Below are 23,319 nucleotides of genomic sequence, written 5' to 3' on the forward strand. Positions count from 1 at the left end.
CTTGTGAGGAAATGCAAAAACAAACGGCGCCTCATATTATGAAACGCCGTTTTTAAAATCTACTCTATTTCGATTACCCAATAGATTTCGTGCGACAGCATGTACAATTATTACAACGTTACGCCACTTTTAAATATCGCTAACTCTCTAAAATCATTCCGCTCATTACAGGTTTGCTTACCGTTGGCAAACTCAACGATGGTATCAACAAACTCGCTCAGCAGTTGAGGCATGGTTTTACCATGGATCAGTTGCCCGGCGTCAAAATCGATCCAGTGCTTTTTCTTCGCCGCCAGTTCGCTGTTGGTGGCGATTTTCACCGTCGGTACAAATCCGCCGTAAGGCGTGCCGCGACCGGTACTGAACAGCACCATATGGCAGCCTGCACCCGCCAGCGCGCTGGTAGCAACGGCGTCGTTACCCGGCGCGCTTAACAGATTCAGACCGCGCGTTTTTAGCCGTTCGCCGTAACGCAATACATCAACCACCTGGCTGGAACCCGCTTTCTGCGTGCAGCCCAGTGATTTATCTTCCAGCGTGGTGATGCCCCCCGCCTTGTTACCCGGTGACGGGTTCTCATAAATCGGCTGGTCGTGGGCAATGAAGTACTGCTTGAAGTCATTGACCATCGTCACCAGCTTGCCAAACGTCTCTTCGTCACGGCAATGGCTCATCAGCAGTTGCTCAGCGCCAAACATTTCCGGAACTTCGGTCAGCACGGTGGTGCCACCGTTGGCAATCACATAGTCGGAGAAACGTCCCAGCATCGGGTTAGCCGTGATGCCGGACAGGCCGTCAGACCCGCCGCATTCCAGACCAAACTTCAGCTCGCCCAGTTTACCCGGCTCACGCTTATCGTGGCGCATCACGTTGTACAACTGATGGAGATGTTCGATCCCCGCCTCCACTTCGTCTTCCTGATGTTGGCAGACCATGAAGTGCACGCGTTCAGGATCGAACTCGCCCAACGTTTCGCGGAAGGCATCCACCTGGTTGTTTTCACAACCAAGCCCCACCACCAGCACCGCCCCCGCGTTCGGGTGACGCACCATGTTTTGCAGCATGGTGCGGGTGTTGATGTGATCGTCACCCAGCTGCGAGCAGCCGTAGGTGTGGCTGAAAAGATGAACGCCATCGATGCCTTCAGCATCGTTGGTCTCTTTCAGGAAGCGGGTCTGCATCTGACGCGCCATGGCGTTAACGCAGCCGACGGTCGGCAGGATCCACAGTTCGTTACGCACCCCGACATCACCGTTGGCACGACGGTAGATCTGCACATCGCGATCTGCCGGTTGTACCTCAGGTTCCTGAAAGTCGGGTTGATAGCTATATTCATCCAGATCGCTCAGATTGGTGCGCGTATTGTGAGCATGGATATGTTCACCCGCCGCAATATCCGCCAGAGCATGGCCAATCGGCAGGCCATATTTAATGACGTTCTCACCCTGAGCAATATCGCTCAAGGCAAATTTGTGTCCACGTACAACGTCCTGTCGTAGCGTTACGGTATGGCTATCTACACTAACCTGCGTGCCTTGCGCCAGATCGGCCAGCGCAACCGCAACGTTATCCAGCGTATGGATCTTGATGTATTGCATATCAACCCGGACCTTAGTTCAGTTCAATGGCAAAATAATCGCGCGCATTGTTGAAGCAGATATTTCTCACCATTTCACCCAGCAGCTGGATATCTGCCGGGGCTTCACCCGCGGCAACCCAGCGGCCAATCATCTGGCACAGAATGCGGCGGAAATATTCATGGCGCGTATATGACAGGAAGCTACGGCTGTCGGTCAGCATGCCGACAAAACGGCTCAGCAGACCGAGCTGCGCCAACTGCGTCATTTGGCGTTCCATTCCGTCTTTCTGATCGTTGAACCACCAGCCGGACCCGAACTGCATTTTTCCCGGCATACCTTCGCCCTGGAAGTTGCCGATCATGGTGCCCAGCACTTCGTTGTCGCGCGGGTTCAGGCAGTACAGGATGGTTTTTGGCAGCAGGTTTTCTTCGTTCTGCTTGCTCAGCAGTTTGGAGAGTTCTTCCGCAACCGGACGATCGTTGATCGAATCGAAGCCCACATCCGGCCCCAACAGTTTGAACTGACGCAGGTTGTTATTACGCAGTGCGCCAATATGGTACTGCTGGACCCAACCACGACGGGCATATTCCGCACCAAGGAACACCAGCACGGCCGTTTTAAACTGCGCCACTTCATGCTCGCTCAGCGTTTCACCGGCCAGACGACGCGTCAGGATGTTGTCGAGTTCAGATTCATTAGATTCAGCAAACAGCACCACATCCAGCGCATGGTCAGACACTTTACAGCCGTGGGCAGCGAAGTGATCCAGGCGTTTGGTCAACGCGGTTTGCAGATCGGTGAAGCGACGGATATCGGTGTCGGACACCTCACCCAGCTTCGTCATGTAGTCGTTAAAGGTTGCCTGCTCAATATTGAAGGCTTTGTCCGGGCGCCAGCTCGGCAGCACTTTGACGGCAAAGGTGCTGTCCTTGGCGACCGAGGCGTGATGTTCTAGTGAATCAATCGGATCGTCAGTGGTACCGACCATTTTCACGTTCATCTGCTGCATGATGCCGCGCGCGGAAAATTGTTCCTGCGCCAGCAGTTCGTTGCACTGATTCCAGATTTCATCCGCCGTCGCAGGCGACAGCAGCTTACCTGTAATACCAAACGGGCGACGCAATTCAAGATGCGTCCAGTGGTAAAGCGGGTTGCCAATAGTGTGCGGAACCGTCGCGGCCCAGGCGTCAAACTTCTCACGATCGGACGCATCGCCGGTACACAGGCGCTCAGCAACACCGTTAGTACGCATAGCGCGCCATTTGTAGTGATCGCCTTTCAGCCAGATGTCATACAGGTTGTTAAAACGGTAGTTGTCCGCGATTTGCTGCGGCGGCAGATGGCAGTGGTAATCGAAGATTGGCTGATCTTTGGCGTAATCATGATACAGACGGCGGGCAAATTCGGTATCCAGCAGAAAATCTTCAGTCATAAACGGGGTCATTATCGTCTTCCTCTCAGCGAGTGCGTCAGATTGCTTATGTTTTGATGCTGACAAAGTTATCACACCAATTTCCACAGACTGAAGATATTTTCGTGAGTTAGATCAACAAATGGCGACAAAAAAATTACTCTCAAAGAGGTAAATCTTACGCCAACCCGCGCCAGTGCTGGCTTTGCTGAATCGAAATAATGACCACACGAAGATTCACACTTTTGTGATGGCACTCACCTTTTAAAGCTGTATGACAAGTTATCTTTTTGCCGTCGCAATACATAAGCCGACGGAATGCAAATTACCGATGGTCCACCATCGGATTGACCGGTACGGAAACCGAATTAGCACGATTCTTGAAATGGCAAAGTTCGGGGAGTCCCGGTTTTTTTCGGTCCCCCCTTTCGTAAAAAGAACATCCTCCGCCCTACACAGGAAGATGACCGCTCGTTCGCGGAAATAACAAAACGATGAGGTTTTACATGCGTAAAATTAAAGGGTTACGTTGGTATATGATCGCACTGGTGACGCTTGGCACCGTGCTGGGTTACCTGACGCGTAACACTGTGGCGGCAGCTGCGCCAACGCTGATGGAAGAGTTACACATCTCCACTCAACAGTATTCCTATATCATCGCAGCGTACTCTGCTGCTTACACCGTTATGCAACCCGTTGCTGGCTACGTTCTGGACGTGCTGGGAACAAAAATAGGTTACGCGATGTTCGCCGTTCTGTGGGCCGTCTTCTGTGGCGCGACTGCACTGGCTGGAAGCTGGGGTGGACTGGCGCTGGCGCGAGGCGCGGTCGGTGCAGCTGAAGCGGCGATGATCCCAGCGGGTCTGAAAGCCAGCTCGGAGTGGTTCCCGGCCAAAGAGCGCTCCATTGCCGTCGGTTACTTTAACGTCGGTTCCTCTATTGGCGCGATGATTGCGCCGCCGCTGGTAGTCTGGGCCATCGTGATGCACAGCTGGCAGATGGCGTTCATTATCTCTGGTGTCCTGAGCTTCATCTGGGCCATGTGCTGGCTTGTGTTTTACAAACACCCGCGCGATCAGAAAAAACTGTCCGACGAAGAACGTGATTACATTCTCAACGGCCAGGAATCACAGCATAAAAACGGCACGGCGAAGAAAATGTCCGTCGCGCAGATCCTGCGTAACCGCCAGTTCTGGGGCATTGCACTGCCGCGTTTCCTGGCAGAGCCGGCCTGGGGTACCTTTAACGCCTGGATCCCGCTGTTCATGTTTAAAGTTTACGGCTTTAACCTGAAAGAAATTGCCATGTTCGCCTGGATGCCCATGCTGTTTGCTGACCTCGGCTGTATCGTTGGTGGGTATCTGCCGCCTCTGTTCCAGCGCTGGTTCGGCGTCAACCTGATTGTGTCACGTAAAATGGTCGTCACCATGGGCGCATTCCTGATGATTGGCCCGGGCATGATTGGTCTGTTTACCAGCCCGTATATTGCCATCGCGCTGCTGTGCGTCGGGGGCTTTGCTCACCAGGCCCTGTCCGGTGCGCTGATCACCCTCTCTTCTGACGTCTTTGGTCGTAATGAAGTGGCTACAGCGAACGGTCTGACCGGGATGTCTGCCTGGCTGGCAAGCACCCTGTTTGCGCTGGTCGTGGGCGCCCTGGCTGACACCATCGGCTTTAGCCCACTGTTTGCGGTACTGGCAGTATTCGACCTGCTCGGTGCGTTAGTCATCTGGACGGTGCTGCAAAACAAACCGGCCAGCGAGCTCGACTCGGGACCGCAAACCGGCGATCCCGCACCACAAAGTTGACCTGACTCAATCACCAACGAAATACGTTCAAAGCCGCCAGCGTTCTGGCGGCTTTTTTATCGTCACAAGTGGAGCCAAATTCGCAAAAGTGGTATAACAAATAGAGTCTGCCGTATCATGCCTGGAGCGCATATGGAAATCACCGAACCACGACGTTTGTACCAACAACTTGCTGCCGATCTGAAGGCGCGCATTGAGCAGGGTGTTTACCTGGTGGGTGAAAAACTTCCCGCCGAGCGCTTTATCGCCGATGAAAAGAACGTCAGCCGTACCGTGGTCCGTGAAGCCATTATCATGCTCGAGGTTGAGGGCTACGTTGAGGTGCGTAAAGGATCTGGGATCCACGTCATCTCTAACCAGCCAAAACACTACGTCGCGCCAGATGCCAATCTTGAGTTTGCCAGCTACGGTCCATTTGAACTGCTGCAGGCACGCCAGCTTATAGAGAGCAATATTGCCGAGTTTGCCGCCACCCAGGTGACCAAACAGGACATCATGAAACTGATGGAAATCCAGGAGAAGTCGCGCAACGAAAAAAGCTTCCGTGACTCCGAGTGGGATCTCCAGTTCCATGTGCAAGTGGCGCTGGCAACGCAAAATACCGCACTGGCGGCAATTGTTGAAAAAATGTGGACTCAGCGTGTTCACAACCCGTACTGGAAGAAATTGCACGATCACATCGACCTGCGCACGGTAGATAACTGGTGCGATGACCATGACCAGATCCTACGGGCATTAATCCGTAAAGATCCTCATGCTGCCAAACTGGCGATGTGGCAGCACCTTGAGAACACCAAACAGATGCTGTTTAACGAAACCAGCGATGATTTTGAGTTCAACGCCGACCGTTATCTTTTTACCGATAATCCGGTGGTTCATCTGGATACGGCCGCTAACGGGGCAAAATAAGCGTTCTCATATTCACAGGCGCGCCAGGGCGCCTGTTTCTGACGCTCGGTAAGCATTAGGTATAAAGTGTCAGCCTGTGTAAATCCTCTCGCCACCCTCCTTTGCGATAAGCAAAATCACGGTTCAGCGACCGTAATTTCTATAACGGACTACGTTGACCTTTGTTACAATTACATGCGTTTTGAATTTTTGTGTATCAGTGCTTGCTTACTTTGCAACTTAACAGGGAACAGTTCAGGCCGTGAATTTGTGTCAGACCGCGATACATGCAAAAAAAGATCAATAATATTGCGGCGTTACAAAATCCAGAAAACCGGCATGACGACAACCGATTTCTCCAGGAATACTGAATGGAACTACTGACTCAATTACTGAATGCCTTGTGGGCTCAGGATTTTGAAACTCTGGCCAATCCGTCGATGATTGGCATGCTGTATTTTGTCCTGTTTACCATTTTGTTTCTGGAAAACGGGCTGCTTCCTGCGGCCTTTTTACCTGGTGACAGCTTACTGGTGCTGGTCGGCGTGCTTATTGCTAAAGGCGCAATGGGCTTTCCACAAACGGTGCTGCTCCTCACCACCGCGGCCAGCCTCGGCTGTTGGGTCAGCTACATCCAGGGACGATGGCTGGGGAATACCCGCATCGTGCAAAACTGGCTTTCTCATCTTCCCGCGCATTATCATCAGCGCGCGCACCATCTGTTCCATAAACATGGCTTGTCTGCGTTGCTGGTCGGGCGATTCATTGCCTTCGTCAGAACGCTGCTGCCGACCATTGCAGGACTCTCCGGCCTGAACAATGCGCGCTTTCAGTTCTTCAACTGGATGAGCGGACTGCTGTGGGTCTTGATCCTGACGTCACTCGGTTATCTGCTGGGCAAAACGCCGGTGTTCCTCAAGTACGAAGATCAGTTAATGTCGTGCCTGATGCTGCTTCCCGTTGTTTTACTGGTGTTTGGCCTCGCCGGTTCACTGGTTGTTTTATGGAAAAAGAAATACGGGAACCGGGGATAAATTATGCTGCTACCACGCATAACGCTCCGACGATTGGCCTGGACAACCACCTTTATCCTGTTTTTAGGCGCGCTTATCCTGACCTGGTCTGCCATTCGTCAGCAGGAGTCGACGCTAGCCATTCGCGCCGTTAATCAGGGCGCCAGCATGCCAGACGGTTTTTCTATCTGGCATCATCTGGATGCCAACGGCATTCGCTTTAAAAGCATTACCCCGCAAAATGATGCGCTGCTGATCACCTTTGATTCCAGCGCGCAAAGCGCAGCCGCGAAGGTCGTTCTCGACAGAACGTTGCCGCATGGCTTCGTCATCGCCCAACAGGATGATGATAATCAGGCAGTGCAGTGGTTATCACGTTTGCGTGATAACCCACACCGTTTTGGTTAACTTCCAGGAATCTGAATTATTTCACCCACTTTGGTGATTTCGCCGTTTAGTGCCTATGATTAATAAGCTGGGTTTATGGCCCACGCTTTTTTATCTGGAGCAACGACCCTCGCGTTACCGGGTCGAATCACAATGGAAGGTTCAAGTATGAAATACCGCATCGCTTTGGCTGTTACCCTTTTCGCTCTCAGTACCAGCAGCTACGCCAACACCCTCTGTCAGGAAAAAGAACACGATATTCAGCGGGAGATTAGCTATGCCGAAAAGCACAACAATCAGAGTCGTATCAACGGCCTGAACAAGGCCCTGAGCGAAGTCCGGGCCAATTGTTCTGACAGCAAGCTACGTGCCGAGCATCAGAAAAAAATTGCAGAACAGAAAGATGAGATCGCCGAGCGTAAACGTGATCTCGCCGAGGCGAAACAAAAAGGCGATACAGATAAAATCACCAAACGCGAGCGCAAGCTTGCCGAAGCTCAGACTGAACTGAAAGAACTCGAGTCACGCGATTACTAAGTACGGTAACGACCCACTCACCTGGAGAAAACTATGTCAAAAGATAATGCTACGGAACACCTGCGCGCTGAGCTGAAATCCCTTGCGGATACGCTTGAAGAGGTACTGAGCTCCTCTGGCGATAAGTCGAAAGAAGAGTTGAGTAAAATTCGCAGTAAAGCAGAACGCGCGCTGAAAGAGAGCCGCAATCGCCTGGGTGAAACCAGCGATGTGATTGCTAAGCAAACTCGCGAAGCCGCGGCAAAAGCCGACAACTACGTACGCGAAAATCCATGGACAGGCGTCGGTATTGGCGCTGCGGTCGGCGTGGTGCTTGGCGTACTGCTGTCGCGCCGCTAACAATGGCGGACTCCGATCACGCACAAGGTCCAGGCAAAAACGTACTGGGTATCGGACAACGGATCATCACGATCCTCGTCGAGATAGTTGAGACCCGGTTACGTCTGGCCGTTGTTGAACTGGAAGAGGAAAAAGCCAACCTCTTTCAGCTACTGCTGATGCTGGGGCTAACTATGCTGTTCGCAGCATTTGGCCTGATGAGCCTGATGGTGCTTATCATCTGGGCCATTGACCCTCAGTACCGTCTCAACGCGATGATAGCCACCACCGTTGTGCTGTTGCTTCTGGCGCTCATTGGCGGGATATGGACGCTACGTAAAGCCCGTAAGTCAACGCTGTTACGTCATACCCGCCATGAACTTGCTAACGACAGGCAGGCCCTGGAGGATGATGCATAATGAGCAGTAAAGTCGAACGCGAAAAACGTAAGGCGCTGCTGCTTAGTCAGATCCAGCAGCAACGGCTGGATCTGACCGCCACCCGCCGCGACTGGCTGGAGGTCACTGCTGCATACGATCGTGGCTGGAACACGCTGTTGAACCTGCGCTCTTGGATACTGGTTGGCAGCAGCATCATAGCCGTTCGTACTATTCGCCACCCAAATATGCTCGTACGTTGGGCCAAACGCGGCTTTAGCGTCTGGAGCGCCTGGCGACTGGTCAAAGCGACCATCAGACAGCAGCAACTGCGCGGTTAATCTCTTCTGCTCTCCCCACGTAGGCCTGATGGCAAGGCCTACTTCATTCTATTTTCCTCTTCACTCAAAATTTTTGAAAAATACTGACAGTTTTCCTTGCTAACAATTGTCATTATCCACGTTTATGATTCTCTCCATCGACAGCAACAACGCCCTATACAGCGTTGATGCAACAAAAAACAAAATCAGCCGCCTGAGTGGTTTCCTGGAGAGTACGATGAAAAAATTAGAAGATGTTGGTGTACTGGTAGCGCGCATTCTGATGCCAATCCTGTTTATTTCTGCAGGCTGGGGAAAAATCAGCGGATATGCGGGTACCCAACAATATATGGAAGCCATGGGCGTGCCGGGATTCATGTTACCGCTGGTTATTCTGCTTGAGTTCGGCGGCGGTTTGGCCATTCTGTTCGGCTTCCTGACTCGTACTACCGCGCTGTTTACCGCAGGCTTCACGGTGCTGACCGCGTTCATCTTCCACAGCAACTTTGCGGAAGGGATGAACTCGCTGATGTTCATGAAAAACTTAACCATCGCAGGCGGTTTCCTGCTGCTGGCTATCACCGGTCCAGGCGCATTCAGCATTGACCGCGTACTGAATAAAAAGTGGTAAGCAAGCTATACTAAACGCATCAAAAAGCGAGGAGACATCTCCTCGCTTTTGCTATCTGAGGAGGCAAAACCATGGGACAACTTATTGACGGCGTCTGGCATGACACCTGGTATGACACAAAATCTACCGGGGGAAAATTTCAACGTTCTGCATCGGCTTTCCGTAACTGGCTCACCGCGGATGGCGAACCTGGCCCGACCGGCACAGGCGGCTTTGCCGCCGAAAAAGACCGTTACCACCTGTACGTTTCCCTCGCCTGTCCGTGGGCGCATCGCACGCTGATTCTACGCACGCTCAAAGGTCTGGAGCCATTTATCTCCGTTTCCGTTGTGCATCCGCTGATGCTAGAGAACGGCTGGACGTTTGATGATAATTTCCCGGCCGCCACGGGAGATACGCTCTACCAGCACGAATTTCTCTATCAGCTCTATTTGCACGCCGACCCGCAGTACAGCGGCCGCGTCACCGTACCGGTGCTGTGGGATAAAAAGAATCACACCATCGTCAGTAATGAATCGGCGGAGATCATCCGCATGTTTAACACGGCGTTTGATGCACTGGGCGCCAAAGCCGGTGATTACTACCCGCCTGCCCTGCAAAGTAAAATTGACGAGCTGAACAGCTGGATTTATGACAACGTCAATAATGGCGTCTATAAAGCCGGTTTTGCCACCAGTCAGGAGGCATATGATGAGGCGGTTGATAAAGTGTTTCACTCACTGGCGCGACTGGAGCAGATTCTGGGTCAGCATCGCTATCTGACCGGTGACCAGTTGACCGAGGCAGATATTCGCCTGTGGACCACGCTGGTACGCTTTGATCCGGTGTATGTTACCCACTTCAAGTGCGATAAGCACCGCATCAGTGACTACCTGAATCTGTACGGTTTTCTGCGCGATATTTACCAGATGCCGGGCATTGCGGAGACCGTCAATTTTGACCATATCCGTCATCACTACTTCCGTAGCCACAAAACCATCAATCCGACCGGTATTATTTCAATCGGGCCATGGCAGGATCTCAACGAGCCACATGGACGAGACAGCCGTTTCGCATGATTTACACAGGTCCCTTTGGGGTAATGCCGATTCGTTAAGCATGTATGGCGAACATGTGATTTTTGCTCAGGGTTCCGTTCACCTCAGCTGTGTCATTTCTCTGAAACGCCGTTACCCGTGAACGTGCAAGGGAGGCTCACCGCCGCCTCCCTTGCAACCCAGGCTCCCGGCGGGAAAATCGTCGCTACGCGATTCATTCGTCTTATGCCGTCTGCCTGTCGGGTCGGGGCCGAGCCTGCATCCTTGCAGGCCGTCCCCTCTGCCCGCATCCCTGCGGGCAGACCCGGTCAGCCGTCAACGACTCATCGATTTTCAGCCGGACATGGGTCATCGCTTCAACTCTCTGACTTTCAGTTAAATCTCTTATGCTGTTCAGATATATTCAAATAAAAATACCGGTAGTCAGGCGTGGCTGGTCCGGCTGAAAATTGCCGACGTGTTTCCGTAAGGCCGGGAGAACCCGCAGGGATGCGGGTTCAGGGCGCGCTTTACAGGGACGTTACATCGCGCCCGGCCCGAAAGCCTGAAGGAAAAAGCGGAGGGAACCACGAAGTGGCAATTTTCCCGCCGGGAGCCGGGATTGTAAAGGGCGTGGCGGAGAACGCCCTTTACACGTTCACATGAACCAATACTTAAGAGAAGCGATGAACATAAGGTGAACGGAACCCTTTCTCTGAGAGCGTATATTCATTACTTCCGCCAACACAGGTTGATACTTTCTGAAACTGAGGCGTTCACTGATAAGTATTACCCATCAGGGGACCAAATAATTAATACGACAAATATTTACCACCATTTCATTCGCAGCTATTCTTAATTTGATTACTTTAAAAACAAGTGATTGAACGCAAAATGAGGCGCAAATGGATTGGTATTTAAACGTTCTTAAGAACTATTTTGGTTTTGGCGGTCGGGCTCGGCGCAAAGAGTACTGGATGTTTGTTCTGGTCAACATCATCTTTTCTTTCGTACTCAGCATCCTGGACAACATGCTTGGCTGGCAACGCGCCGGGGGAGAAGGCGTATTAACGACGATTTATGGTGTGCTGGTATTTATACCATGGTGGGCAGTGCAGTTCCGTCGTTTGCATGACACCGACCGTTCTGCATGGTGGCTGCTGATCTTGTTGATCCCCATTATTGGCTGGTTGGTTATCATTATTTTCAACTGTCAGAACGGCACGCCGGGTAGCAACCGCTTCGGTGCAGACCCTAAACAACTGTCCTGACGTAGCACGTAGAGATGCCTGATGGCGCTGCGCTTATCAGGCCTACAGCATACTCCGTCCTGTAGGCCGGATAAGGTGCTTGCACCGCATCCGGCTTAACCCCACCTTATTTGCCCGCAAACAGCTTCGGAATTTCCCGCAGACACCAGGATTTGGCCTCACCCATACTGTCCCGTCGCCAGGCCATGATGATATCAATTTCGTTGGTGGACTCCGGGCTTACCACGCGCAAACGACCTGCGGCAATATCCTCCTCCACCAGCGGATACGGCATGGTCGCCACACCCAGCCCGGCCAACAGCGCCTGGCGCTTATCCTCGATTGAACTCACCGTCAGGCGCGGCTGTTTATCCAGTAACTGGACGGTCAGCACCGGGCGCTCACGGGCGGTATCCGCCACCGCAATTCCCCGGTACTTCACTCGGGTCACTTCCGACAACGGCTCCGGCTCCTGATGAATAGGATGATCCGGCGCGGCCACATAGACGTTCATCAGCGTGTACAGCTTGCGGGAATTAATTTCTGACGATGAACGAAAATGCATATCCGGGGCGATCACGATATCCGCCCTTCCCTGCTCCAGGCGTTCCCATGCCCCAGCCAGCACCTCAGTGATCACCGAAAGCTGGGTATTGGCCTTCACGGCAAGCCGGTCGATGAGCGGAAAGAACGCTGCCGTGGGTACCAGCGCTTCGGTGACGATCGTCAGATGCGTTTCCCAGCCGCGGGCCAGCGCTTCGGCATCGGTGGTCAGCTTATCAGCCGCCTCGAGCAGCACGCGCCCACGTTCCAGTAGCATGCGTCCAACGTTAGTAAATTTTGTGCGATGGCCTGAGCGGTCAAACAACACAACATCCAGCTCTTCTTCCAGCTTTTGCATGGTATAGCTGAGAGCGGAAGGAACGCGCCCCAGTTCGTCCGCAGCAGCGGCAAAGCTGCCACGTCTGTCGATTGCATCCATTACGCGTAACGCTTCAAGCGTTAATGCCCTTTCTTTGGCCATGTCGTTCTCATTCAGGAAATTTGAACATACCGGGCAGAATATCTGGCTAACAATACAGCGTCCAGCCATTTAACATAAAAGGAAGTAAAGAGAGGTCAAGAAAGATGATTACTACCCGAACAGCAAAACAGTGCGGACAGGCAGACTACGGCTGGCTGCAAGCTCGTTATACCTTCTCCTTTGGACACTATTTTGATCCTAAGCTGCTGGGTTATGCCTCGCTGCGTGTTCTGAACCAGGAAGTTCTGGCACCGGGGGCCTCTTTCCAGCCGCGTACCTATCCGAAGGTGGATATCGTCAACCTGATCCTTGAAGGGGAAGCGGAATATCGCGACAGCGAAGGCAACCATGTCCGGGCAAAAGCCGGTGAGGTTTTACTGCTCGCCACGCAGCCTGGGATTAGCTACAGCGAGCACAACCTTAACAAGGATAAGCCATTAACCCGCATGCAATTATGGCTGGACGCCTGCCCGCAGCGGGAAAATGCCTGTGTACAGAAAGCCACGCTGGCGACCGGCAAGCATCAACTGATCGCCTCCCCGGACGGAGAACAAGGCAGCCTGCATCTTCGCCAGCAGGTGTGGATACACCATGTCGAATTGAAGCAAGGTGAATCACTGAGTTTTCAGTTACATGGCCCCCGCGCCTATCTGCAGTCGATCCACGGCACGTTCCATGCGCTAACGGCTGGAGCAGAAAAAGAAGCGCTGACCTGTGGTGATGGCGCATTTATTCGTGACGAAGCTAACATAACATTAGTTGCCGATACGCCTTTACGCGCTTTGCTGATAGATTTGCCCGTATAGTCAGGAAAAACAAGGGAGTACGACTATGAGCAAGAAAGCGTCAAAAAAGCGTAAGCCGGCGGTCAAAGCCAAAATTCAGGACACGGTCGTCCAGACCAAAACCTTTGGCTATGAAGATATGCTGACGGAACTGGAAGCGATTGTTGCCGATGCCGAGCAAAGGCAGGAAGAAGAAGACGCCGCCTGATAAGGCGGCTCAGACTGACGCCGGGTGGCGGTTACGCCCTACCCGGCCGACAGATTAATGCGCTTTGCTGGCCATGATCTCAATGATCTGCTTGTCGGTTTCCTGCATCGAACGACATGCCAGCGCACACAGATTCGCAATAGATTGCTCGACATTATGCGCCACAATCCCTTCGTTACCGGTCACTGCCGTATCGTCCAACGCCATGAGTACCGCCTTCCATGCCGCCGACGCGCTGGTAGACACTTTCATCGCACAGCTGTTTGACGCGCCATCGCAAATCATCCCGCTGACATCGCCAATCATGCTGCTGATCGCCATCGCGATGGTGTTATAGCGCCCATCCACCAGCCATGCCATCCCCGCCGCCGCGCCCATCGCCGCCGTCGTTGCCGCACACAGAGCCGACAAGCGAGGAAGCTGATGATGGATATAGATTGCACTCAGGTGTGACAACATCAGCGCACGCGCCAGTTTTTCATCATCTGCACCAAAGTGCTCGGCCACCACCATCACCGGAACCGTGGCGGTGATCCCCTGGTTCCCGGAACCGGAGTTACTCATCGCCGGCAGCGTCGCGCCGCCCATTCTCGCATCCGACGCCGCACTGGTACGGATCAGAATGGCGGTTGAAAGATCGTTTGCCAGCAGGCCACGGGCACACTGCTTCTCCAGCGTAGCACCGATATGTAATCCCCATATCCCGCGTAACCCTTCCTGAGACAGCGCCCCGTTTAGTTTTGCTGCCTGCAGAATAAAGCGGATGGACTCAAACGGCACCGCATTCACAAACGCCAGAATCTCTTCCAGCGAGGTGTGGGATAACACCGCCAGCGGCGAATCCAGCTCTTCATCCTGCGTCTGTTCTTCTTTACTGAACACCACACCATTATGGGTTTCGATGTGCACAATGTTGGTATGACCGCCAACAATCGTGACGCACGCCCACCCGTCACGGCTGTACACCTTAGCGCGTGAGAAGAGAATATCTTCGCAAGGTTGCTGCAGCATCACCGCCACGTTTCCGGCAGCCAGCATGGCTTTGGTGTCGGCTATGGCCTCTGCGGACGCATCCTTCAGCACTTCTAAACCCGCGTGGGCATTGCCACCCAGCGCACCCAGCGCAGCGGCGACGGGCAACCCTACCATTCCGGTGCCCGGTACGGTCACGCCCATGCCGTTTTTCATCAGGTTGGGTGAGACCCACGCATCAATGCGTTCAACCGCGCCGTTCAGCTCAGCGGATGCGACTGCCGCCGCCAAAGCCAGAGAGATAGGTTCGGTGCAGCCCAGGGCAGGTTTGACTTCTTCCTGCACCGCGCGGATAAAACAGTCCCATAATGGATTCAATGTAGTCTCAAACATAGCAACGACCTTCACTCAGATAACTCAAGAAAATGCCAGGAACGGAGAAACGCACAACAGCAGGCCTGTGATGATGATCAGGTACAGGGAAGCGCCTTTATATTTGTGCAGTGCAGGAACTTTGTAGACCAGCCAGGCCGGGATCAAACAGCCCACCATGCCGAAGATTGGGCTACAAATAGAGGTGAAGCTCAGTACCGGCGCATTGAGCACAATTGCACTCCAGGCCAGTAAAATAGCGAAGACCATGATGCCGCGCTGAACGAAGATTTCGTTGATCTTCTCAGCAGGCATGTAGCGACGCAGCACATTCATCACAATGCCTTGAGTCGCTTCACGGAAGCCTAAGTACACACCGAAGAAGGCGGTCATCACGGCAAAGATGTTCAGAATAACACTGACGATTTTCACCCAACCCGCACCGTCACCGCTAATAAACTGTGCGGCAATCGCCAGAGCGGAAATGTTCTGCTCGTAGGCTTTCACCGCTTCATCATGGCCCATTGCCAGGGTGAAAGAGACGGCGTAGAAGAAGACGGTGACAAACAGTATGCCAAACGCGATGTTCATGGCGCGCAGCGCTTTATGACGCGCGACCTCAATGGATTTTGCGCGAGAACGGTACGAGATAACCATCGGGCTTAAGGTTTGAATAAACAGAATCGAGGTCAGCGTAAAGGGCAGCGTAATAATCGCATTCTTGATCAGCAGCCCCATCGGCGGCAGCGAGCCAGCGTTATGTAAATGCCACATCCCGACCATCGACACGCCAAGGGCGGCAACGACCAGCAGCTTGGTCAACACCATGCCGGTGGAGATTTTAAACAGTAATTTTTCACCGCGTGACGAGATAGCCACCAGGATGCAAATCAGCACCAGGCCATAGAACGGGCTGTCGGACAGTAACCCTTCGGTCACGCCAAATGTATGCAGATACGAAGCGCTGTCGTTAGTGATGGCGGTGGAATAAACAAACATCCAGATAACCAACATCACAAAATACAACGCCCCTAACAGGATGCCCCAGTTTTTGCCTAAATAACCGCTAATGACGCTTGGGTAATCTTTGCACTCAGGAGACTCAGCCAGCGTGTTGATGAACAGACGCTGGAACAAATACATCGCGGGATAGCCGATAATCGAGGACAGCAGGAATACCCACAACCCCATCAGACCCACCTGGACGGGAAGAAAAACAATCCCCGCGCCAATCGCCATACCGATACTCATAATGACCCAACCGGTGTCCATGCTGTCGAATTTAATGGCTTCCTGCCATTCACTTTCGGTCATTCCCGCCCGGCGCGCCGGAGCGGATGCGTCGAGTATTACGCTGTTATTCGTAGCCGTTTCCATAATTTCCCGCTTAATGTGTAGGTAGAGGTTTTTTTATTTTTTTCGTATTGCGTCAAGGCGATACGCAATTCATAAGATGCAGGCGAGCTCTTAGAATGAAGAAAATCATACGCTCAGGGTCAGAGAAAAACTTCACAAACAAAACCCTATAATCCCTACAGGTAAAGAAAGATTTTCTCTTGAAAACATCAAAGGTGGGATCGATTTCTGTTTTTGAAGCAGATCACAACAAAAAAAGGTGCACTTCTGTGCACCTTTTTGGTCATGCTATTTTGATTAACTCACATACACACTACTTTGATCGCCAGACCGCCGCGTGAGGTTTCGCGGTATTTATCGTTCATGTCTTTGCCAGTTTCATACATCGTCTCGATAACTTTATCGAGCGACACCCGAGGTTCTGACGTGCGGCGCAGCGCCATACGCGCGGCGTTAACCGCTTTTACTGCGTTGATCGCATTACGTTCAATGCACGGAATTTGCACCTGTCCGGCGACCGGATCGCAGGTTAACCCCAGGTTATGCTCCATGGCGATTTCAGCGGCAATACAGACCTGCGCCGGGCTCCCGCCAAGCAGCTCTGTCAGTCCGGCAGCGGCCATGGAACAGGCCACACCAATCTCACCCTGGCAGCCCACTTCGGCCCCGGAGATAGACGCATTCATCTTATACAGCGCACCTATCGCCCCCGCAGCCAGTAAATAACGGGCGATGGAGTTCGCATTCACCGGGCGGCGGAACTTGTCGTAATAGGCCAGCACGGCGGGGATAATGCCACACGCACCGTTTGTCGGGGCGGTAACAACCCGGCACCCGGCGGCGTTCTCTTCGCTCACGGCCAGTGCGAACATGTTAATCCAGTCAATGACGTTCATTGGGTCACTGGACAGGTTGTCGCTGGAAACCAGCAACCGGCGTAATGCCACGGCGCGACGCGGAACGTTAAGCGGGCCAGGCAGGACGCCTTCGGTATTCATGCCACGCTCGATTCCGGCGTGCATGACATCCCAGATTGCCGCAAAACCCGCGTCAATCTCATCTTTACTGCGCATCGCCAGCTCGTTTTGCATCATCAGGCCGGAAACGGAAAGTCCGTTTCGCTCACACAGTTTCAGCAGCTCGCTGGCAGAATGGAAATTGTACGGCACATGCGTTTCAACATCGTGCGCCTGACCAAAGTGCTCCTCTTCAACGATAAAACCACCGCCGACGGAGTAATAGGTTTTGCTTAATAGCGTCTCGTTACCGTTCCACGCGGTGATACGCATACCATTTTCATGGCGCGGGAGCGTTTCGCTATGGAAGAGAATGTTCTCAGCAGGAGGGAAATCAACGATATGCGTGCCCTCTGCCACCGGGAGACGTCCGGTTCGGGCCACGTCCTGGGTAAAACCCGCAATGGTATCAATCTGCACGTTTTGCGGACTGTTACCTGCGAGGCCCATCATGATGGCGACATCGGTCGCATGACCTTTTCCGGTCAGGGAGAGTGAACCATAAAGATCGACCACAATGCGCGTGGTCTGGTGCAATTCTCCGCTACTGACCAGTTGGTCGATAAAGCTTTTACCTGCGTTCATTGGCCCCACGGTATGGGAGCTGGAAGGTCCAATGCCAATCTTAAAAATATCGAATGCGCTAATCATATCCACACCCTCGGATTGCCGTTCAGTGAAGACCAGGTTTCACACTCATTAACGGGATCGGGGCGATCCTGACGATCGCCCCGCGGGGAGTTACACCGTGTCGCCGCGTACGGCGATGGCTTCAATCTCCAGCTTCACATCCTTCGGCAAGCGAGCAACCTGCACACAGCTGCGTGCCGGATAGATAGCCTCGTGCTCATCAAAGAACTGCTGATACACCTGATTAATGGTGGCGAAGTCGTTCAGATCGGCCACGAAAACGGTGGTCTTCACGATATCGTTCACTTTCAAACCGGCGGACTCAACGATCGCTTTCACGTTTTCCAGACTCTGACGCGCCTGATCGGTCACGTGTTCGGCAACTTCACCGGTCTGCGGACATACCGGGATTTGACCTGAGGTCAACACCATGCTGCCCAGATCCACGCCCTGTACGTAAGGCCCAATCGCCCCTGGCGCACAGTCGGTTGCAATAACTTTTCTCATAACCCCTCCGGCGTTAAAGCGCCTGGGTGAAAGTACGTGAAATAACGTCCTGCTGCTGTTCGCGGGTTAGCGCGTTAAAGCGCACCGCATAGCCAGACACGCGGATCGTCAGGTTCGGATAGTTTTCCGGGTGCTCAATAGCATCCATCAGCATTTCGCGGTTCATGACGTTGACGTTCAGGTGCTGACCGCCTTCGACATGCGCTTCATGATGGAAATAACCGTCCAGCAGACCGACCAGGTTGGTTTTACGCACGCTATCTTCTTTGCCCAGTGCAGCCGGCACAATCGAGAAGGTGTACGAGATACCATCTTTGGCATAGGTAAACGGCAGTTTAGCCACCGAGGTCAACGAGGCGACGGCGCCTTTGCGATCGCGGCCGTGCATCGGGTTCGCCCCTGGCGCAAACGGCGTACCTGCGCGACGTCCGTCCGGGGTATTCCCGGTTTTCTGGCCGTACACCACGTTAGAGGTGATGGTCAGAATGGACTGCGTCGGGACTGCGTTACGATAGGTTGGCAACACTTTAATTTTCTTCATAAAGCGTTCAACCAGGTCGCAGGCAATGCTGTCTACGCGCTCATCGTTGTTCCCGTACTGCGGATAGTCACCTTCAATTTCGAAGTCGACCGCCAGGCCATTTTCATCACGGATCGGTTTGACGCGAGCGTACTTGATAGCCGACAGGGAGTCCGCAGCAACGGACAGACCCGCCATACCGCATGCCATGGTGCGATAAACATCACGATCGTGTAGCGCCATCAGCGAGGCTTCGTAGCTGTACTTGTCGTGCATGTAGTGAATGATGTTCAGCGCGCTGATGTACTGCACGGCCAGCCAGTCCATAAAGTGGTCCAGGCTCTCCATCACCGTGTCGTAATCCAGCACGTCATCCATCAGCGGCGCAGTTTTCGGCCCGACCTGGATTTTCAGCTTCTCATCCACACCGCCGTTGATTGCGTACAGCAATGTTTTGGCGAGGTTGGCACGCGCACCAAAGAACTGCATTTGTTTGCCGATGACCATCGGGCTGACGCAGCAGGCAATGGCATAGTCATCGCTTTCAAAGTCAGCGCGCATCAGATCGTCGTTTTCATACTGTAAGGACGACGTGACGATAGACACTTGTGCGGCATATTTTTTGAAGGCAATTGGTAAGCCTTCAGACCACAGCACCGTCAGGTTCGGCTCAGGTGCCGGTCCCATGGTGTGCAGCGTATGCAGGTAGCGGAACGAGTTTTTGGTGACCAGCGTGCGGCCGTCCAGCCCCATCCCACCAATAACTTCGGTCGCCCAGATAGGATCGCCGGAGAACAGGGTGTCAAATTCCGGGGTACGCAGGAAGCGCACCATGCGGATCTTCATGATGAAGTGGTCGATCAACTCCTGCGCCTGCTGCTCGTTTAAGATCCCGGCGTTGAAGTCGCGCTCAATGTAAATGTCGAGGAACGATGCAGTACGGCCCAGCGACATCGCGCCGCCGTTCTGCGATTTCACCGCGGCCAGATAAGCAAAATACACCCACTGCACAGCTTCCTGCGCGTTACGCGCCGGACGGGAGATATCGCAACCGTATTTCGCCGCCATTTCCTGCATTTGCAGCAGCGCACGACGGTGCTCAGACAGCTCTTCACGCAGGCGAATCGTCGCTTCCAGATTCTGCCCCCACTCCAGATTCGACTGGAGATCGGCAAACTGCTGCTCGCGCTCGCGCACCAGGTAGCGAATACCGTACAACGCAACACGGCGGTAATCGCCAATGATACGACCACGGCCATAGCCATCCGGCAGACCGGTTAATACGCCGGACTTACGGCAGCGCAGCATATCCGGGGAATACGCGTCGAACACGCCCTGGTTATGGGTTTTACGCAGTTCGGTATACTGGTACTCAAAATCAGCATCCATTTCACGACCGTAAGCATCAAAAGAGCTTTTGATCATGTTGATGCCGCCGAACGGATGCAGCGCACGCTTCAGCGGCTTATCCGTTTGCAGACCGACGATCTTTTCCAGTTCTTGTTCAATATAACCGGCATCGTGCGCGGTGATCGTCGTGGCAATATTGGTATCGAAATCTACCGGCGCATGCGTCGAGTTTTCAATACGGATGCCCGCCATGACTTTTTCCCACAATGCGGTGGTGGCCGGCGTCGCTTCGGCGAGGAAAGATTCATCCCCTTCATAAGGCGTGTAGTTATGCTGAATAAAATCACGGACATTAATTTCTTCTTTCCAGTCCGTACCTTTAAAGCCAAGCCACGCGTCGGCATACAGCATATCGCTTGTATCGATATTTACCTTCATGAAAAATAATCTCTCTACAGAAAATTAATTATGCAATTTCTACTGGTGTGTTAATTCTGCCTAAATGAATGGCATCACGAGCAATCATTTTTTCTTCATTCGTCGGAATAACTGCGCAAATAACTCGAGCATCATTAGCAGAGATAATTCTCTCACCATGAGAATTTGGCAGACTATTCATTTCGCTGTCGACATTCACACCTAATACGGCCAGATGTTCAATCACCAGACGGCGAATTAAGACGGAGTTTTCACCAATTCCGCCGGTGAAAATAATCCCATCAAGACGATGTAACGATGCGGCATGTCCGGCGATATGGCGTGCAATACGATGCACAAAGGTTTTAATCGCCAGCTGCGCACGCTCGTGTCCTTCGTGCCAGGCTTTTTCCAGCGTACGTAAGTCAGAGGACAAACCGGAAATACCCAGCAGGCCAGACTCTTTATTGACGACACGCTCAAGGTCGCTCAGCGTCTGATTGGTTTCACTGGCGATCCACGCCATTGCGCCAAAGTCCACATCACCGCTACGCGTGCCCATCATCAGTCCTTCCAGCGGCGTCATACCCATTGAGGTATCCACGCTTTGTCCGTTACGGACCGCACAGATGGACGCGCCGTTACCCAGGTGCGCGACCACCAGGCCAGAATCATCATCCTGGAGGTCGAGAAGCTCATGCGCTCGCTGAGAAACATAGCGGTGCGACGTGCCGTGGAAACCATAGCGACGAACGCCCAGCTCCTCGTAATATTTCCACGGTAAACCGTACAGATAGGCTTCAGGTGCCATCGTCTGGTGGAAGCTGGTATCAAATACTGCTACCTGCTGCACACCTGGGAAAAGATGCTGTGCGGATTCAATCCCACTCAGGTTCGCATAATTATGTAATGGTGCTAAAGGAGATACCCGACGAATATTGTCGATAACGTCATCCGTAATGATCGCGGATTCGGTAAAGATACTTCCACCGTGGGCAATACGGTGGCCAATTAAGGCCACACTGTCCATTAAATTACGTTGTTCCAGTTCAGCGGCAATAGCCTTTAATGCGTCTTCGTAGCTGTGGTGAGCCAGCTTAGCCGGCTCCCCACCATTAATTGCTATGAACGCATTTTCAGAGTTAATACCGTCTGCAATTCCCGCCATTAAAACATCACAGTTGGCTGCATCCAGCACTGAGAATTTAATGGAAGATGAACCGCAATTAATAACCAGTACTACCGGAAACTCATTCATTTCACTACTCCGCTCATCCTGAGCTTAAGGATTAAAACAGTTTGTAGACGATGTTCAGGATAGTCAGCAGACCAATCGCAGTAACAAACACGTTATCCAGACGGCCACGGTATTTCGCCAGAGACGGCGCTTTACGGATGGCATACATCGGCAGCAGGCAGAGCAGTGAGGCGATAATTGGCGCGCCCATCGCTTCAATCAGGTCCAGGATGTTCGGGTTGGCGTAAGCCACAACCCAGGTGGAACCCATGATGAAGATCATGCTGATGGTGTTAAGTTTGCCAACAGAGACTTTGTTCTTATCACCTTTATAACCAAACTTCAGAACCAGACCGTTCAGACCTTCCAGCGTGCCCAGATAGTGGCCGAAGAAAGATTTGAAGATAGCGACCAGTGCGATGATAGAAGCACCGTATTCCAGAACGGTCGCGAAGGTCGACTTGGTGCCGGACAGTGAAGCAAAGTGGTTCGCCAGGTAAGAAAGGACCGGAATGTTCTGTGCTTTGGCTTCGGCCATGTTTGCCGGAGACAGCGTGAACAGGCAGCTAAAGGCGAAGAACATGACCACAGCAACCATCAGCATACTGGCGCGGGAGATGATCTTGGAACATTTCTGCTCGGTAAATTCGCGGCCATAATCTTTTTCATACTCTTCGCGTTTAGACACCACGAAGGAGGAAACAATTGGCGAGAAGTTGAAGGAGAACACCATGATGGAGATACCCAGCCATACGGTGACCAGAATACCGTCATGCCCGGTCAACGCGATATTACTGAGATCCACCTGCTGGATAACCGCTGAGTTCCAGTAAGGGATCAGGGACAGAGAGATAAGTACCAAGCTGGCAATGAACGGCCATACCAGGAAGCTCATCACTTTAACCATCAGATCTTTACCGAAGTAGATGACGAATGCCATCAACAACAGCAGGAACAGCGCTACGAAGCCACGGTTAAGCGCTGGCATCTGCAACTGGTTTTCCCAGAAGGTCATAAAGGTGTTGGTAATGGTGACGCCATAAATCCACAGCAGTGGGCAAATCGCAAAGAAGTAGAGGAACGTGATGACCACGCCGCCCGTTTTACCAAAATGCTCTTCAACCGTTTCCGTGATGTTACCGGAAGGATTAGAACCGGAAAGACACAGGCGCGCCAGTGCGCGGTGGCAATAGAACGCGATGGGGTACGCTAACACCAGCATTAACAGAATGGGGATCAGCCCGCCAAAGCCTGCGCGGATAGGGAAGAACAACACCCCGGCGCCGATGGCTGTACCAAATAAACCCAGTGTCCAGGTGGTGTCCGATTTGCGCCAGGACGATTGTTTTGTCTGGCTGGATACAATGCTATCAGTAGTACTCATATCCT

Annotated in this window: 23 protein-coding genes; 13 read left to right on the forward strand and 10 right to left on the reverse strand. The window is 52.8% G+C overall.

Translation table 11 applies throughout. The features are described from left to right. Positions 1-110 precede the first annotated feature (110 nt). Positions 111-1,598: a UxaA family hydrolase gene (locus QNN86_RS16885; RefSeq protein WP_182270935.1), complete on the reverse strand. Its 1,488-nt coding sequence runs from the start codon at positions 1,596-1,598 to the stop codon at positions 111-113. A 13-nt stretch (positions 1,599-1,611) separates the two neighbouring features. Beyond that, the gene (gene uxaC, locus QNN86_RS16890) at positions 1,612-3,024 is read right to left on the reverse strand and encodes a glucuronate isomerase (protein ID WP_096755582.1); all 1,413 of its coding nucleotides are present in this window, start codon (positions 3,022-3,024) and stop codon (positions 1,612-1,614) included. A gap of 473 nt (positions 3,025-3,497) precedes the next feature. On the opposite strand from uxaC, the gene QNN86_RS16895 reads away from it, so the two are divergent. From QNN86_RS16895 to QNN86_RS16945, 11 genes are all read left to right on the forward strand, one after another. Continuing rightward, a complete protein-coding gene (locus tag QNN86_RS16895; protein ID WP_135911358.1) occupies positions 3,498-4,799 on the forward strand; it encodes an MFS transporter in 1,302 nt (433 codons plus the stop codon). A 132-nt stretch (positions 4,800-4,931) separates the two neighbouring features. After that, positions 4,932-5,708 (forward strand): transcriptional regulator ExuR, encoded by a 777-nt coding sequence (gene exuR, locus QNN86_RS16900; protein WP_096755581.1) that lies wholly within the window; start codon positions 4,932-4,934, stop codon positions 5,706-5,708. Positions 5,709-6,058: 350 nt separating this feature from the next. Next, positions 6,059-6,721 carry a DedA family general envelope maintenance protein YqjA gene (gene yqjA / locus QNN86_RS16905; protein WP_045447871.1) on the forward strand — a complete coding sequence of 221 codons (663 nt, stop codon included), beginning with the start codon at positions 6,059-6,061 and terminating at the stop codon, positions 6,719-6,721. Between the two features lie 3 nt (positions 6,722-6,724). Further along, complete coding sequence (gene mzrA / locus QNN86_RS16910) at positions 6,725-7,108, forward strand: EnvZ/OmpR regulon moderator MzrA (protein ID WP_096755580.1); 384 nt, start codon at positions 6,725-6,727, stop codon at positions 7,106-7,108. Positions 7,109-7,255: 147 nt separating this feature from the next. After that, complete coding sequence (locus tag QNN86_RS16915; RefSeq protein ID WP_414211872.1) at positions 7,256-7,624, forward strand: DUF1090 domain-containing protein; 369 nt, start codon at positions 7,256-7,258, stop codon at positions 7,622-7,624. Positions 7,625-7,657: 33 nt separating this feature from the next. Continuing rightward, positions 7,658-7,963 carry a DUF883 family protein gene (locus QNN86_RS16920; RefSeq protein WP_096755579.1) on the forward strand — a complete coding sequence of 102 codons (306 nt, stop codon included), beginning with the start codon at positions 7,658-7,660 and terminating at the stop codon, positions 7,961-7,963. Between the two features lie 2 nt (positions 7,964-7,965). Further along, complete coding sequence (locus QNN86_RS16925) at positions 7,966-8,361, forward strand: phage holin family protein (RefSeq protein ID WP_096755578.1); 396 nt, start codon at positions 7,966-7,968, stop codon at positions 8,359-8,361. After that, positions 8,361-8,660 (forward strand): YqjK-like family protein, encoded by a 300-nt coding sequence (locus QNN86_RS16930; protein WP_096755577.1) that lies wholly within the window; start codon positions 8,361-8,363, stop codon positions 8,658-8,660. Before QNN86_RS16925 ends, QNN86_RS16930 begins: the two co-directional genes overlap by 1 nt. 217 nt (positions 8,661-8,877) lie before the next feature. Then, complete coding sequence (locus QNN86_RS16935) at positions 8,878-9,270, forward strand: DoxX family protein (protein WP_135324236.1); 393 nt, start codon at positions 8,878-8,880, stop codon at positions 9,268-9,270. Positions 9,271-9,341: 71 nt separating this feature from the next. Beyond that, a complete protein-coding gene (yqjG, locus tag QNN86_RS16940) occupies positions 9,342-10,328 on the forward strand; it encodes a glutathionyl-hydroquinone reductase YqjG (RefSeq protein ID WP_117342713.1) in 987 nt (328 codons plus the stop codon). A gap of 863 nt (positions 10,329-11,191) precedes the next feature. Continuing rightward, positions 11,192-11,557 carry a DUF805 domain-containing protein gene (locus QNN86_RS16945; protein ID WP_115257427.1) on the forward strand — a complete coding sequence of 122 codons (366 nt, stop codon included), beginning with the start codon at positions 11,192-11,194 and terminating at the stop codon, positions 11,555-11,557. Positions 11,558-11,663: 106 nt separating this feature from the next. Here QNN86_RS16945 and yhaJ read toward each other — a convergent pair whose 3' ends face one another. After that, positions 11,664-12,560 (reverse strand): DNA-binding transcriptional regulator YhaJ, encoded by an 897-nt coding sequence (yhaJ, locus tag QNN86_RS16950; protein WP_115257426.1) that lies wholly within the window; start codon positions 12,558-12,560, stop codon positions 11,664-11,666. Between the two features lie 104 nt (positions 12,561-12,664). Between yhaJ and QNN86_RS16955 the strand changes: the two genes are divergently transcribed. Both QNN86_RS16955 and QNN86_RS16960 read left to right on the forward strand, forming a co-directional pair. After that, a complete protein-coding gene (locus QNN86_RS16955; protein ID WP_115257425.1) occupies positions 12,665-13,366 on the forward strand; it encodes a pirin family protein in 702 nt (233 codons plus the stop codon). 25 nt (positions 13,367-13,391) lie between these two features. After that, positions 13,392-13,553, forward strand: coding sequence for a hypothetical protein (locus QNN86_RS16960; protein ID WP_096755571.1), 162 nt, complete (start codon positions 13,392-13,394; stop codon positions 13,551-13,553). A 54-nt stretch (positions 13,554-13,607) separates the two neighbouring features. Here QNN86_RS16960 and QNN86_RS16965 read toward each other — a convergent pair whose 3' ends face one another. From QNN86_RS16965 to tdcC, 7 genes are all read right to left on the reverse strand, one after another. Further along, the gene (locus tag QNN86_RS16965; protein WP_414211880.1) at positions 13,608-14,918 is read right to left on the reverse strand and encodes a serine dehydratase subunit alpha family protein; all 1,311 of its coding nucleotides are present in this window, start codon (positions 14,916-14,918) and stop codon (positions 13,608-13,610) included. Between the two features lie 24 nt (positions 14,919-14,942). Continuing rightward, a complete protein-coding gene (locus QNN86_RS16970) occupies positions 14,943-16,274 on the reverse strand; it encodes an amino acid permease (protein ID WP_096755569.1) in 1,332 nt (443 codons plus the stop codon). 281 nt (positions 16,275-16,555) lie between these two features. Next, positions 16,556-17,920, reverse strand: a complete 1,365-nt coding sequence (gene tdcG / locus QNN86_RS16975) for an L-serine ammonia-lyase (protein WP_181617975.1) — start codon at positions 17,918-17,920, stop codon at positions 16,556-16,558. Between the two features lie 90 nt (positions 17,921-18,010). Further along, positions 18,011-18,406: an enamine/imine deaminase gene (locus QNN86_RS16980; RefSeq protein WP_096755567.1), complete on the reverse strand. Its 396-nt coding sequence runs from the start codon at positions 18,404-18,406 to the stop codon at positions 18,011-18,013. A 13-nt stretch (positions 18,407-18,419) separates the two neighbouring features. Further along, on the reverse strand, positions 18,420-20,714 hold the full coding sequence (gene pflB, locus QNN86_RS16985; protein WP_181617977.1) for a formate C-acetyltransferase: 2,295 nt from the start codon (positions 20,712-20,714) through the stop codon (positions 18,420-18,422). 28 nt (positions 20,715-20,742) lie between these two features. Then, the gene (tdcD, locus tag QNN86_RS16990; RefSeq protein WP_181617978.1) at positions 20,743-21,951 is read right to left on the reverse strand and encodes a propionate kinase; all 1,209 of its coding nucleotides are present in this window, start codon (positions 21,949-21,951) and stop codon (positions 20,743-20,745) included. A 31-nt stretch (positions 21,952-21,982) separates the two neighbouring features. Then, entirely contained in the window at positions 21,983-23,314 is a 1,332-nt protein-coding gene (tdcC, locus tag QNN86_RS16995) for a threonine/serine transporter TdcC (protein ID WP_115257422.1), read from the reverse strand. Positions 23,315-23,319: the final 5 nt, after the last annotated feature.

The organism is Citrobacter sp. C348 (assembly GCF_047467975.1).
Taxonomy (GTDB): Bacteria; Pseudomonadota; Gammaproteobacteria; order Enterobacterales; family Enterobacteriaceae; genus Citrobacter; species Citrobacter gillenii.

Bases quoted from the DNA above. Each gene is read 5' to 3' on its own strand.
- exuR (WP_096755581.1), top strand. From the start codon at position 4,932: ATGGAAATCACCGAACCACGACGTTTGTACCAACAACTTGCTGCCGAT.
- QNN86_RS16930 (WP_096755577.1), top strand. From the start codon at position 8,361: ATGAGCAGTAAAGTCGAACGCGAAAAACGTAAGGCGCTGCTGCTTAGT.
- tdcG (WP_181617975.1), bottom strand. From the start codon at position 17,920: ATGATTAGCGCATTCGATATTTTTAAGATTGGCATTGGACCTTCCAGC.
- QNN86_RS16945 (WP_115257427.1), top strand. From the start codon at position 11,192: ATGGATTGGTATTTAAACGTTCTTAAGAACTATTTTGGTTTTGGCGGT.
- yqjG (WP_117342713.1), top strand. From the start codon at position 9,342: ATGGGACAACTTATTGACGGCGTCTGGCATGACACCTGGTATGACACA.
- QNN86_RS16935 (WP_135324236.1), top strand. From the start codon at position 8,878: ATGAAAAAATTAGAAGATGTTGGTGTACTGGTAGCGCGCATTCTGATG.
- QNN86_RS16965 (WP_414211880.1), bottom strand. From the start codon at position 14,918: ATGTTTGAGACTACATTGAATCCATTATGGGACTGTTTTATCCGCGCG.
- uxaC (WP_096755582.1), bottom strand. From the start codon at position 3,024: ATGACCCCGTTTATGACTGAAGATTTTCTGCTGGATACCGAATTTGCC.
- QNN86_RS16920 (WP_096755579.1), top strand. From the start codon at position 7,658: ATGTCAAAAGATAATGCTACGGAACACCTGCGCGCTGAGCTGAAATCC.
- QNN86_RS16980 (WP_096755567.1), bottom strand. From the start codon at position 18,406: ATGAGAAAAGTTATTGCAACCGACTGTGCGCCAGGGGCGATTGGGCCT.
- QNN86_RS16970 (WP_096755569.1), bottom strand. From the start codon at position 16,274: ATGGAAACGGCTACGAATAACAGCGTAATACTCGACGCATCCGCTCCG.
- pflB (WP_181617977.1), bottom strand. From the start codon at position 20,714: ATGAAGGTAAATATCGATACAAGCGATATGCTGTATGCCGACGCGTGG.
- QNN86_RS16960 (WP_096755571.1), top strand. From the start codon at position 13,392: ATGAGCAAGAAAGCGTCAAAAAAGCGTAAGCCGGCGGTCAAAGCCAAA.
- QNN86_RS16885 (WP_182270935.1), bottom strand. From the start codon at position 1,598: ATGCAATACATCAAGATCCATACGCTGGATAACGTTGCGGTTGCGCTG.
- QNN86_RS16925 (WP_096755578.1), top strand. From the start codon at position 7,966: ATGGCGGACTCCGATCACGCACAAGGTCCAGGCAAAAACGTACTGGGT.
- mzrA (WP_096755580.1), top strand. From the start codon at position 6,725: ATGCTGCTACCACGCATAACGCTCCGACGATTGGCCTGGACAACCACC.
- tdcD (WP_181617978.1), bottom strand. From the start codon at position 21,951: ATGAATGAGTTTCCGGTAGTACTGGTTATTAATTGCGGTTCATCTTCC.
- tdcC (WP_115257422.1), bottom strand. From the start codon at position 23,314: ATGAGTACTACTGATAGCATTGTATCCAGCCAGACAAAACAATCGTCC.
- QNN86_RS16915 (WP_414211872.1), top strand. From the start codon at position 7,256: ATGAAATACCGCATCGCTTTGGCTGTTACCCTTTTCGCTCTCAGTACC.
- QNN86_RS16955 (WP_115257425.1), top strand. From the start codon at position 12,665: ATGATTACTACCCGAACAGCAAAACAGTGCGGACAGGCAGACTACGGC.
- yqjA (WP_045447871.1), top strand. From the start codon at position 6,059: ATGGAACTACTGACTCAATTACTGAATGCCTTGTGGGCTCAGGATTTT.
- QNN86_RS16895 (WP_135911358.1), top strand. From the start codon at position 3,498: ATGCGTAAAATTAAAGGGTTACGTTGGTATATGATCGCACTGGTGACG.
- yhaJ (WP_115257426.1), bottom strand. From the start codon at position 12,560: ATGGCCAAAGAAAGGGCATTAACGCTTGAAGCGTTACGCGTAATGGAT.